This window comes from Pseudomonas sp. PDM16 (genome assembly GCF_014851865.1).
Taxonomy (GTDB): Bacteria; Pseudomonadota; Gammaproteobacteria; order Pseudomonadales; family Pseudomonadaceae; genus Aquipseudomonas.
In genome coordinates this window covers 1,136,246-1,148,741 of the sequence record NZ_JACVAM010000002.1, presented here as the reverse complement: position 1 = coordinate 1,148,741, position 12,496 = coordinate 1,136,246, and the positions used below count along the sequence as shown (strand labels likewise).

Sequence of the window (12,496 nt, the reverse complement as noted above, 5' to 3'; positions counted from 1 at the left end):
GGCCCCTAGAGGCATCCTCTTTCGAGCAAGAGCAAGCGGTTGTGCAAGGTGTGCTCTTAGCCCAAAAGAGGCTAGCTCTGCTCGGCGGCTAACGATTCATAGTTTGTTAGAACTTTGCACGTAGCGTCAGTGATACCGCCCGCGGATCGCCGTAGATGTTGCCATCCTGGAATGTATTGATGCGCTGGAAGTACTTTTTGTTACCTAGGTTGGTACCCAGCAGATCGGCTGACAGCTCTTCGGTAATTTGATAGCCAACACCCACGTCGTACAAGGCATATCCGCTTTGGCGCAACTTGGTACCGTTCATGTCAATCGAAGGTACGTTGAGCTTGTTGTAGTTCTCGCTGACGGCGCTCACCCCTGCTTGAACGTTCCAGTTTTCCAGTACTCCCGGCAACTTGTAGAGCGTCCACACGCGCAGCATGTTCTTCGGCAAATAGGTTTGCACTTGCTCGTTCGGGCTGTCGTAGCGCTTGTAAGTATGAGTGAAATTGGCGCTGAGGAACCAATCCTCGGTCATCTGACCGCTTACTTCAGCTTCGAACCCTCTGCTGCGTGCTTTACCGCCCGCAGTCACAGCCCGCGAGTTCGGATCGTTCAAATCAGGGATTGCCCGATTCTCCTCTTCGATTTGGAACGCAGCCAGCGTAGCGTTTACCGCGCCGTCGAGGAATTCGCCCTTGATACCCAGCTCGTGCTGCTTACCCTCCAAGGGCTTGATAATACGATTGTCGATGTCTAGGTTGCTGACGGCCTGTGGCTGGAACACGCCGGCATAGTTGCCATACAAGGACCAAGTATCGTCAACCTCATAGATCAGGCCATAGAACGGCGTGAACTTTCGGTTGACCGTATCACTGGCTTTCTCAGAAGGTGAGCCGGCTTCTGGCTGGTGCTGGCTTCGGTGCATGTCCAGCCAAGTGACTCGCCCCCCCAGAACCAGGGTCAATGGGTCGGCCAGGCTCAGGCGTAAATTGCCGTAAATAGCTTTAGCCCGGCTGTTGGCGACATTGGTAGGTAGCCGGTCGGCCTCAGGGAATGAGGGGTACGGGAAGTCCGGCCGCGGATCGTGAAGATCGACATCACCCAGAAAGCTGGAGAAATAGCCGCCGTTGGAGGAGAACTCGGAATGTGAGTAGTTGGTGCCAACCAACAGTTTGTGTTCGCGGTCGAGCAAGCGGAACGGACCATCGACATAGGCGTCGACTTCGTCCTGCCTCTCTCGATAGTCGAACATGATCGAGTTCATAGAAACTAGGTTGTCTGCAGGATCAATGCCGCCACCATTGCGGGCGTAGGCTTGGGTCAGATCATAATTATTGTCTGCATGACGCACTGCCAGTTTGCTCGTCCAGCCATCACCAAAGTGATGTTCCAGTTCGGTGAATACACTGGTACTCCAGAAGTAGTCGCGATTCCAATCTTCGCCGTAGAAGTTCTTGCGCGAGACATTTGGCAACGACATCGCCGCCTCACCTTCGGCATTGACATAACGAAACGCCGGTAGCGAGCGTTGTGCACCGCGGATATGGGTGTCTTGGTGGGCCGCTCCGATTGTCCAGACGGTATCAGGAGTCAGGTCGATATCGACGATGCCGTAGACCTGTGAAGACTCGCGTTTTCCGCTGCCATCGTAATAGAAGCCCTGCTGACGCTCGCTCAGTACCATGCGCCCGCGAATGTTGCCGTTAGCGTTGAGCGGCCCAGTGACATCGACCATGCCGCGATAGGTGTCTTCGCTACCAGCACTGACCTCTGCCGATACTGCAGCTGTGGACATAGGGCGTTTGCGGATCAGGTTGATACTACCCCCAGGGCCGCCAGCGCCATTCAAACTTCCGGCCGGGCCTTTAACAACCTCGGCACTTTCATACATAGACATGTCAGGCGAAAGGAAGACGCGGTTGTCCATGGTGGTTGGGGTGCCGTCGAGTTGCAGCGAGGTAATCTCGAATCCGCGAGAGAAGAAGCTCAATCGGCTCGCATCGATGCGTTGCACGGTCACGCCGCCTACTTTCCCGAGTGCGTCCTCAAGGGTGTAGAGATTTTGCTTCTGGATTCGCTCCTGGCCGATGACGTTGATCGTCTGCGGTACCTCACGTAGACGCAGAGGAACCTTAGTGCCCACGGAAAATGTTGGCGCACTGGTCTGCATACCCACGATCGACGTAGTTGGCAGCTCTAGTTGCCCGCTCTCCGTGCTTGCTGTCACTAGATTCCAGTTACCACTCGCGGAAACTTCGAGGCGTAGCCCAGTTCCCCGCAGCGCTTGCTCCATGGCTTGTTGTGCGGTCATGTGCCCAGACACCGGTTGGGCGCTCTTGCCTTCGATCAAGGCTGGGGAGATCGACAGCACGTTACCGGTTTCCCGGGCAATACGGCTCAGGGTTTCACCCAGTGGTGCCGCAGGAATGTCGAATGACTGGCTGGCATGGACGTTCTGTGCAGCGGCGTACGGGGTAAGACTGCTAAGCGCAATTGCAGCAGCCAATAGACCAAGGCGGATCGATGGGAGTGGCATAGAAGGGGCTCGTTAGGGTTGTCTTTCATAGTCAGGACACCCGAGACGCCGAACCCCCTCACTGTCAGGCCAAAATCGTCCCTACCTCACATCGATCTGGGTTAACCAAGGACCGTGAGAATTGATCCGGATGGGGAGTGTTTCGCTGAGCAAAGACAGAGTTCGCTCAATATCGTCCACCAGGAAAGTGCCGAAAACACGAATTTCCGAGGCTTTCGGGCTGATACGCAGCAGGCCACTGCGGTAGGGACGCAGCGCGTCTATGAGGTGACCCAGTGGCTCGTTACGCACTTCAATGCGTCCATGCATCCAGTCCGTACGTGTGGCCAGAGACGGTGCTACTTCCATGCTGTGGCTCATGTCAAAGCGGAATGCTTCGCCCGCATCTATCCGCTGAGTTGTACCCTTTCTCGTGGTCAAGAATACGCTGTGCTGTTGGACCGAGACCAAGCTTCGGCCGTCTTCCTGTCGGACCATGAATTGCGTGCCAAGCGATCGTACGAGCCCTTCGGTCGTGGCGACGATTAACGGGCGAGTTGGGTCATCAGCCACCTCCACCTGCAACTCGCCTAACCGAAGTTCGATTAGGCGGTATTGCGCATCGAAGTGGATATCGGCTGCGCTGCGGGCATTCAGGCTCAATCGGCTCCCATCTGCCAGCACCAGGGTTTTACGCTCGCCCGTGGCGGTATGTACATCAGCACGCATCCCTGACAGTGGAGTCATTCGGTTGATTAGGCTCGCTGCTCCGGTGCCAACCAACAATACCGCCATGCCTTTGCCAAGCAACTGTCGGCGCGAGGGGTTTGGCAAAGAGCGCAATGCACGGCTAGCAATCTGAACTTGACCGGGCACAGCCTGGAGGTTGGTGAGTGCGGAGTCGACCAGGGTGCTCACTCGAACCCAGGCAGCCTGGTGTTCGGCAGAGCGTTGCCACCATTGCTCAAACTCATGATGGGCCGGATCGGTAGTGGGCACCTGCTCCAGTCGCAGCAGCCAGTCGATAGCCTCCTGGGTTACCTGATCGGGAACGCCGCTATTCATTACGTAGAAACACTTAAGCAGTGCATGAAAGCACGGCGCAGGTCTCGTTCCACGGTGGCGAGAGAAACACCCATATGTTTCGCGATCTGGGGCTGCGGTAGGCCGTCGAGGCGACTGAGGATGAAAACGTGGCGGACACGTTGCGGCAGCCCGTGGAGCATGAGATCGATCTGCACCAGCGCCTCATGCACGAGTGCGATTTCCTCTTCTGAAGGCGCGCAGATATTTGTCATCTGCGCCAGCTCCTCCAGGTATGCCCTTTCCAGCACTCGCCTACGGAAAAGATTACTAAGCAAGCGTCTGGCGATGGTGGCGAGAAACGCCCGAGGCTCATCTACCACCACCTGTTGCGGCGCCCTCATTACACGGACGAATGTATCCTGCGCCAAATCAGCAGCATCATGCGGGCACTGCAGCCGGCGATAGAGCCAAGCCCTGAGCCATCGATAATTGGCACCGTAGAGCTGGGTGAAAGAAGCGTTGATGGGATGATGATCTGACACGGAACACCGCGCTAATGATAGTCCATCTCATTATCGTCTTGGGCGCCATGTAGTTCAATGGCCTCTCGCCACTGTGAGACTAGCCGTTGGGCACAACACCTCTACCAAATCAGCCGAGTGTCGAGCTACGGATGGACGATCTAGGGCCGAGAGGAATGACAGATATTAGTTAGACAATGCCCGTTACCGGCCGATTCCGTTGAAAAAGCCTTGTCGGTTTTTTTGCTAATGAAAGAGCGTTAGCGACGTTGAAATCTGGTTCGTTCAGAAGACGGAGTTGTCTTGGATTTTACGTAGCAACGCCGAAATCGGGCGATTTCTGAGCTACCGAAAAGCAGCTCTCTCAGAAACCGACTTTTCAACAGAATCGGCCAGAAGCGGTCACTCATGAGGGGCCTATACTGGACAAAGTCACTCCATAGACACGCTGTTATCACATCAGTAATTTGGATGCTTCACCGCTATGGCCATTCGGTGCACATAAGCTATGCTGTTATGCCGTATAAAATTTCTGACTCACACTGGCACCTCACCCTACTGAGTACAATTACGAGAAGCTCGCACTTATTCTCACAGCGCTCTCGGTAGCCTCCACTGAAGAGCAGTGATGTTATTCGTAATATTTTGCCCCGCCTTTTTTATTAATTCAATTTGACGTTGAAGGCCAGAATAATCAAAGACGTTCTCCAAGAAGTCCTCTTTCATGCAGAGAATCTTGAATTCCAGAGTATCCAGACCTGGCAGCCACTTACCATTATCGTGGTAGGTTTCTGCATCCTGAAAGTAGTACGAGCCATCGACTTGAAGTATATCCATTCCCAGATACATGCATGTATCTATCTTTGGCACTAGTAATTCCCTATCAAGATATGTGACCAAGAAATATACGCCCTCAATTGATAGATCTTGTTTGTTCATGCTCTAAGAACCCTTGCCCACTGGACAGTAATCTTTATTGTCTACACAGGAGCAGCTAACGTTACCCCCGGCTAATGCACCTATTTCGGTTATCGCCTGTTCGCCTTTAACTCCAGCCCCCTCTTGGATACTCTTTGGCACGACTCCATCTCTCTTCCTGTACTGGCGCTGTACTCTCTACATTGGTTTGTTTCTTCCAATGTGCAGCGTTGATATCTATACGATTTTTTTGGCTAGCTCAACAGTGGGATAGTTGTTGTCGACTCTGGGGGATTAGAGTACCAAGGAGGTATGACCCCGTGGCTATCTGGGCCATTTTCAGAGTTGGGCTGATTTAGGCTGTTTACGATGGCAATTACTGTTATCGCAATCAGCCAAACCGTTACCACTTCCGCGAGTGCGGTCTCGCCCGTAGGGTCTATGTATACCATCGGGCTCCCCTCGACGTAACCGAATGTGTTCAGTCCGCCCGCCAACCCAATAGGATCACTCTCAACGTAGCGCCCGGTCTGCGGGTCGTAATCGCGGAAGTAGTTGTAGTGCAGGCCGCTCTCAAAGTCGTAGTACTGCCCGGGGAAGCGCAGGCTGATGACATCGAGGCCGCTGCCGGCAACAACTGTTGCGACCCCATCACCGAAGGCATCAGACTTCCAGCACCACACTTCCTGGCCACTTTGGTTGGTGGCAAGTCGAGGACTGTTCAGGTGATCCGCGTGCAGATAGAAGGTGGTGCGACCACTCAGGTTGCCATTTGCGCCGTAGGTCAAGGACCGAACATACTCCCAACTGGTCCAACCGGCCATGGGGACCCTTCCCAAATCCTGATGCAGATAGAGACCCGATTGCCGACCTGGGCGCCTCCGGGAACTCTCGAACGGCACAGAACTGCAGAAAGGTATGCTCGGAGAAGGCACTGCCCGGCACAGACCGCTACAGGGGGGGCGCCACTGCATGCGCAATCCTGACGACTACGGATGCAAAATCTGATGAAAATCGAAACAGCCACACTAATAAATGATCTGATGCTGACCTTTTTAAAGGAGCTGTCGAAAACCTGCGCCATCGTGAGAGATGAATGCTCTCCAGAAGAAACTAGTAATTACTTTAAGCCGGCAGCGCACATATCTGCGCTGACCTTCGATATACTTGATCAGATACATGCCCAGTATCCTGAGTTGAAACCTCCGGAATTTATGGATTGAAGATTTAATCCGTGTTAACACAAAAGGCCCGCCTTGTGCGGGCTTTCAGCATTAGAGCATTACCTCTTCCTCTATCGCACCATCTTCAACACGTTTGGCCAAGAGCAGTTTCGCTTGATCGCCAATCGTGATAAGCGGCTATTTCTCAGTTTAGAGCAACGTCTCTTCAGCTTTTTAGTTGCTCGATTACCGCTTTTGGCCTATTCCGTTGAAAAACTCGCCTCGTAACTGATTGGTGGTCGGTCAGGCACCAGGCCGCTCCGGGCGAGCAGTGATCTTTCGGAATATCGACCTGGGTTTCTGACGGCGAAAGCCCCTGTTTCGATCAAACCGCCAGGCCATTTACCCCTTTTGGCATCTTCGGCATCAGCCACAGGGCCATTCGCCTCAAATTCTGGGCAGTGGCGGCCAGCAAAAACTCATCCTGCGCACCACTCAGGCCACGAAGTCGAAGCCGGTCTAGGCGCAGGATGCGCTTGAGGTGGGCGAACAGCATTTCCACTTTCTTGCGATCCTTGCGCGACTGAAGATACTCCGGCGTTGTAGCGACCTGGCGTGCCGCATCTCGGGCTGCCTCGTTGAGATGGCGGGTGATTTTCCTAGTCGGTGTATTTGGGGCAGCAACGGGACTTCAGCTCACAACCCTGGCAGTCGTAAAGGCTACTGCGATAAATCAGCGTGCCAGCGGCAGTAGCTCGCCCGGTTGTGCAGAGAGACTTTCCGTTGGGGCAGCGGTACTCGTTGGCTTGCGCATCCCACTCGAAGTCCCAGCGACTCAGCGTGTCGTCCTGGCGCTGGCTCTTATCCCAAACCGGCACATGCGGCTCGATGGCCTTTTCCTCAACCATCCAGCCAAGCATCTCGCCGGTGCCGTAGGCGGTATCGCCAATCGGTCGCTCGGGCTTGAGACCAAAGCGCTTTTCGACACGCTCGATCATGGTCTTGGTCGAGTTAACTTCCTCGATCCGGATCGCTCGGGTGGCCTCCACATCGACGATGACGCCGGCTTCGATATCGATCAGATAGTTGGTCGAGTAGGCGTAGAACGCTGGGCCTCCAGGAGCTGCTGTCCACTGGGAACCTGGATCGGTCAGAGAAATATTCTTCGGGGCTTTGCGCTCTGGGTCCGCGTCATCGAGAGCATCCAGATATTCACGAACTGGATGACTGATCGAAGTGCGCGACCAGTCTGCCTCGGAGCCCGGAACTCCACGCTGCCGATTGGCATCGGCCTTGATCACACTGCATCGACGGCGAAGCCTTCTCCGCCGACCAGACGTTCGCTGATGCAGCGCGCCAGCACCTTCTCGAATACGAAGCGCAACGTATCGTTGTCACGGAAGCGTCCATGACGGTTCTTCGAGAAGGTTGAGTGATCGGGCACTGGATCTTCCAGGCCAAGGCGGCAGAACCAGCGATAAGCCAGATTCAAATGCACCTCTTCACACAGGCGTCGCTCCGAGCTAATGCCAAAGCAGTAGCCCACGATCAGCATGCGAATGATCAGGGCTGGATCAATCGAGGGCCGGCCTGTGTGGCTGTAATGTGGAGCCAGGTGCTGATGCAATTCGCTCAGGTCGGAACTGATCGATGCCACATAACAGATGATTGGCGGGGACGTGATCGTCCAGATTGAACGTGTAGAACAGAGGGGCCTGAGCGGCTTGCTGACGTCCCATCATCGTGGAGAACTCCACTGTGCTGATGGAGGTTTAGTGAACCAGCTCCGGCCAGCTCACTCAACCGAGTTTTTCAACGGAATAGGCCGATAGTTGCCTATCGTGAACATCGTCAATCAGTCAGAGGTAGCAATAGACCGGCAACGTTTCGTTGCGCACAGGACACTGTAATCGCGGCGCGGCCGCGATTTGTGTATTACGTCTGCCCACCTCTGGAGCACATTCAATTGGCCGGATCTGGAGTCTTCCTAGTCACCCGGTGCCAACTTCTACCATCGTCAGTAGACGTCCAGAACGCGCCCTCAGCCGAGCCGGCGTACGCTGTTTTACCGTCTCGGCTATAGAACAACTGGTTGAAAAATATCGGCGCTTCGGTGGTTTCGATCCAGGTGTTGCCCCCGTCGGCGGTGTAGGCCATGCGGCTGGGGGAGAAGAAACCGCCCTGGAAGGCGATGCCGTTTTTCTCGTCGCGAAAGGTGGGCATCAGCATGAAGCGCGAGTTGGTGGAGTCTTGCCAGGTTTTACCCATGTCATGACTCTCGTAGGGGTTGACCGCAATGCTCGCGGCACACCGGCAGCGCAACACGCGGTCTTTTGATACGGAGAACATCTGGATGGAGCCGGGAAGCTCGCGGATGTCTGATTTGCCGCTGAGCAAATCCATTACGGCCACCTTGCGGCCGGGCAAGGTGGTAACGAGCGTGTTCTGAACGAGATAGGACTGCGCACGTACGCCGGGGATGTCCCAGAACAACGAGATGTCCATCTTGTAATGGGCCAGCGGGTTCCAGCTGTCGCTGCCTTCAGGCGCTGCGGACACCTGCACGTCGTTGCCATGTAGCGTGGTGGCAATCACCTGTTTGTTCCAATAGCTGAGGTCCACCACAACGCCGAATGGCAGGTTGCCGCGGATAGACCGCCATGTCGCTCCGAAATCGTCAGATTGCCGGATCACCCCCAATTCACCTCCAGCCAACCAGCTTCCCGATGGCGTAACCAGCACAGACTCCACCGACACCCGACTGTTGATGTCATGAGCGATCGGCTTCAAACCGGGATACCAGCTGAACACCACGCCGTTCGCACTGCCGTACACGAAGTCGCCTTGATCTGTATCTTTTACCGATACAAATCCATAGCTCATTTCTTTCGCCAATTCGAAGGCTGAGTCCATTTTTTCCGGCACGCTCTCGCTGGTCCACGACAAGACTGGCTCGGCAAGCAGCGGTTTTAAACTGGGCAAGGCATGTTCGATGAGTTCGGCGGAAATGCCTGCGTCCGGTTCACGCTGGTGGGCAAACAGCACCTTGTTGCCAAAGCCTAACTGAATGAGTTCACCGAGATCTGTCAGCTGCCTGCTCTGTACTTCAAAGCGACTGAAGTTTGGATTCACGGTTACCAGCGAGCTAATACACATGTACCCGCACTGCTGCGCGGAAAACTCTACGAATCGATAGGTGCCTGGTGGCAGGGAAGCGGCGTAGATAGCGGTTCTGGAGGTGGAGTCCAAGGTAGGCGTAAGGGCAAACTGTTTGCTCGACTCGGCGCCTCTGGGCAGGCGCTCGACAACGATACTGTTCCAGTTTTTGAAGAACTGGCTGGCGCTGGCCATGTTGGGCAACACCCGAACAATTACCGCGCCATCGGTGGGCGACTCGATTTCGGCGGTGCGCATTTCCACATGAGCGCAACCCGACAACAGCATCAGCAGAACAGCAGACATCACCAACGGTAAACGCATGGCATCCCTCCCAATAAACGAATTCCCTGCGCGCGCGATAGTAGCTGGGCGGATATAAAATGTCTGCGCATGAAGTCATTGAATATTCAACAGGGAGCAAGCGTTCGAGCGCTATGTTGGGAATGATGGCGAGGACGCATATCGATGAGTTGCTGCCCCATCCGGTAGGCTGGTTTCAGTGAGCATTGCTTCGACCTTTTCGCCACAGACAGCTTCCGGCTGTAGATTCAACCGGTCCACGCAATCAGGGACAACCCATGCCATTCGGAGTGAAGCCAGCATCCCCGCTCACTGACCTGAAAACACCTTGAAAGCCATTCGCACCTGGAGTACTAGCTGGACACTAAATCACGCAAATTACTGATGATCTGGGTAGCTGCTTTCTCTGGCGATTGCTCTCGAAGTATTGCCAAAGCTTGTACAGTTTTCGGAATGTCTGTGGCAGGCCTGGTTGACCGTCCCTCGCTCTGCACAAACGGGCCATCGGTGTTCAGGAAGCCGATCGCAACCCCGCGACTTTCACCAAGTGCAACCTCATACCAAGGAAGTAACTGAATCTGGCCTACGTAGAAGGCATGATCGTTAGGCGAACCAAGGTTGTGATTAGGGCGGTACTTAGTGCCACTGGGCATGTCTTGCCACCCTCAGCACTGGAGAGAAACCGAGCATCAGCGACCACGTCGATTGGCGGGCCATCATCCCAAAGGTCAATAAACCACGTCGCATTCATGTAAAGCCTCTAGCGTTTGGTTAAGGGGCCGGTTCTATCCGGTCCCAAGTGAGCGAAGCGAGCCACTTGAACTACTAGCTAGCTGGGTAACTCGATGGACTCGGAAAACTCACTCCAGTTGTTCGCAATTTTTTGTGCGTACCGAGCTTCCATGCCTATGAGCGGTAGCATGAACACCTCGCCCTTTGAGTTGAAAGCCAGTATTTCTCCGCCTCCGTCACCTGCAAAAGCAAGGTAACCGGGAGCAAGCTCTGCAATCTGTATGTCCTTATTATTTCCAGCAACATCCTGCGGAAGCCAGAGCGCAACATAGCCGGGCTCGCCCTCTGTAAAGGATTCTACGGCGCCGTGTAGGGCAATAAACTCCAGGTACTCAGGCGGAATGCTAATTTCCATATTCACCTAACGTCAGAATTAAGCCGAACTGCAAAACGGCCTCGGCTTGAATGAATTATTAGGCCCCCACTCTACTGCTCCGAGAGCCACTGCAGAAACTCTCCCGCGTTCTCAGGGGTGAGCTCCATGGCCGCCTCAGCAACTTTGGCGCTCCCTTTTGCGGCAGCAATCGCCGACAGAGCACAGGCTAAGAAATCGGCATCCCAGGGGCGTGCCGCAGCAGCAGAAACCAGGCCGGGTAATTCGGCCAATGCCGAAAAGTAGGCCGACTCTAGGTCTGGAGGAATAACGGTACCCTGATTCTGCCGGCAGATCTCGACCCATGCTGGAAATTGAAAATATGTGGAATGAGCCGACACCGGCGCAGCGGTCAAAGCCCGAACAACATGAGGCACAGCGGCAAAGGTAGCCGGGTAAACGTCTCCCTGATGTGCCAAGGAGCTCCAGAGAGTGAACCAAGGCTCGCTCTGGCCAATAGCATCAGGTAGCGATTGAAGTTGCCGCAAGAGGTCGGGGGTATCCGAAGCGGTGCCGTATGCATGCTGCAACTCGCTCCAACGTGGACTATCTAGACTCAGCATATGTGATTTTCTCTTTGGGGCCTAAACGCTTGGTTAAGTGACCGGCTTGAGTCGATCCCAAGTGAGTGAAGTGAACGACTTGAACCACTAGTTAGGCGCCGTTTGCGCAATACAACCCCAGCCGTCGTACTCCAAGCCATATAGCTCGGCAATGCACTGCATAAAGCCGGAAACGGAGAGGATCACGTTTTGCTCTACCGGCATATTTATGATGACCTGTACGCTATGGCCACTTTCGTCCTCATTGGCCTTTGCAGCGCCAAACTGATAGTCATTGATGAACCCTGCTACCAAAGCTGCTTTCTCTTGCGATTCAGATCTAAGAAGAAAGTCCACCGGTCTGGCGATAGAAAATCTATCTCCTTGCCTGTCTAGGGCATGGAGAGCGTCTATATCAGCTTCTGCTGAATTCATAATCTTATCGATAACAGACATAAGCTCTCCTAACATCGGACATAAGCGGCCCGTTTTGTCAGATTCGTTTGATGAAATTGCTAAGAGGCTCGACGTAGAGCACTTCTAAGCCTCCGAAGACACTTTGAAACCTGGGGCCAATCCCAAGCACTAACCGGTCCAAGATCAGGGTATTTTGACTCCCATGCTAATGCTCTTTTTTCTGAGTTTGCAGAAACAAATGAAGCCATGCTTGCAGGAGCTCCAACAGAAAGACTAACGTGAATTAAGCCCCATCCCTCACTACTGAAACGAAATGTTGCGCCGCCGCATTTCTCTGGAACCAAATCGATTTTTCGTATTTTTAGCTCGCCGCCGAATTCAGGAAAGTAAATGGCTAAGCTAACAATTCCATTTTTCTTTGCCAATTCTTCGCGGGCATAGTTAATGACATCTTCTTGCCCTTGGAAGTATCGAATATCCTTATCAAAAGCAGAGTATGCCTCTACAACAATCGGATTTCCCTTTTCAAAAATAGCGCCAACTATTTTTTCGACAGAAGAGAGAGATATTTGATTCGGAGAAACCGCCATCACAGCCTCCTAACGTTTTGCCAAAGGGCCGACTCTAGCCGGCCCCGAGTGATGAAGCACAGGGCGTGTCGGCTTTGGCCCCGTAGGTTATTTGTGATGTGCACATTCTTTGAAAGCAACTCCTTTGCTGAACACCACTAACGGTATTTACTGCTAGGGGACCACTCGATTCAAGAGCGCCGTGATGCGGTA

Annotated in this window: 10 protein-coding genes and 2 pseudogenes; 1 reads left to right on the top strand and 11 read right to left on the bottom strand. The window is 54.0% G+C overall.

The window, feature by feature from the left end:
- Positions 1-106: 106 nt before the first annotated feature.
- The 5 genes and pseudogenes from IB234_RS11825 to IB234_RS23945 all read right to left on the bottom strand — a co-directional run.
- A complete protein-coding gene (locus IB234_RS11825) occupies positions 107-2,524 on the bottom strand; it encodes a TonB-dependent siderophore receptor (protein WP_225580473.1) in 2,418 nt (805 codons plus the stop codon).
- 81 nt (positions 2,525-2,605) lie between these two features.
- A complete protein-coding gene (locus tag IB234_RS11820) occupies positions 2,606-3,568 on the bottom strand; it encodes a FecR domain-containing protein (protein WP_192317696.1) in 963 nt (320 codons plus the stop codon).
- The gene (locus tag IB234_RS11815; RefSeq protein ID WP_412547909.1) at positions 3,568-4,071 is read right to left on the bottom strand and encodes a sigma-70 family RNA polymerase sigma factor; all 504 of its coding nucleotides are present in this window, start codon (positions 4,069-4,071) and stop codon (positions 3,568-3,570) included. The genes IB234_RS11820 and IB234_RS11815 overlap by 1 nt, the downstream gene beginning before the upstream one ends.
- A 570-nt stretch (positions 4,072-4,641) precedes the next feature.
- Positions 4,642-4,989: a hypothetical protein gene (locus IB234_RS11810; protein WP_192317693.1), complete on the bottom strand. Its 348-nt coding sequence runs from the start codon at positions 4,987-4,989 to the stop codon at positions 4,642-4,644.
- Positions 4,990-5,396: 407 nt separating this feature from the next.
- Positions 5,397-5,750 (bottom strand): annotated as a pseudogene (locus tag IB234_RS23945) (RHS repeat-associated core domain-containing protein); the annotation flags it as partial.
- Positions 5,751-5,975: 225 nt separating this feature from the next.
- Here IB234_RS23945 and IB234_RS11800 point away from each other — a divergent pair.
- Positions 5,976-6,191 carry a hypothetical protein gene (locus IB234_RS11800; RefSeq protein ID WP_192317689.1) on the top strand — a complete coding sequence of 72 codons (216 nt, stop codon included), beginning with the start codon at positions 5,976-5,978 and terminating at the stop codon, positions 6,189-6,191.
- Positions 6,192-6,516: 325 nt separating this feature from the next.
- Here IB234_RS11800 and IB234_RS11795 read toward each other — a convergent pair.
- From IB234_RS11795 to IB234_RS11770, 6 genes and pseudogenes are all read right to left on the bottom strand, one after another.
- A pseudogene (locus tag IB234_RS11795) lies at positions 6,517-7,873 on the bottom strand (transposase).
- Positions 7,874-8,093: 220 nt separating this feature from the next.
- Positions 8,094-9,611: a WD40/YVTN/BNR-like repeat-containing protein gene (locus IB234_RS11790; protein WP_192317687.1), complete on the bottom strand. Its 1,518-nt coding sequence runs from the start codon at positions 9,609-9,611 to the stop codon at positions 8,094-8,096.
- An 808-nt stretch (positions 9,612-10,419) separates the two neighbouring features.
- Complete coding sequence (locus IB234_RS11785; RefSeq protein WP_192317685.1) at positions 10,420-10,737, bottom strand: SMI1/KNR4 family protein; 318 nt, start codon at positions 10,735-10,737, stop codon at positions 10,420-10,422.
- A 71-nt stretch (positions 10,738-10,808) separates the two neighbouring features.
- Entirely contained in the window at positions 10,809-11,318 is a 510-nt protein-coding gene (locus IB234_RS11780; RefSeq protein ID WP_192317683.1) for a hypothetical protein, read from the bottom strand.
- A gap of 87 nt (positions 11,319-11,405) precedes the next feature.
- Positions 11,406-11,753, bottom strand: coding sequence for a ribonuclease E inhibitor RraB (locus IB234_RS11775; protein WP_192317681.1), 348 nt, complete (start codon positions 11,751-11,753; stop codon positions 11,406-11,408).
- A 59-nt stretch (positions 11,754-11,812) separates the two neighbouring features.
- Positions 11,813-12,304: a hypothetical protein gene (locus IB234_RS11770; protein WP_192317679.1), complete on the bottom strand. Its 492-nt coding sequence runs from the start codon at positions 12,302-12,304 to the stop codon at positions 11,813-11,815.
- Positions 12,305-12,496 lie beyond the last annotated feature (192 nt).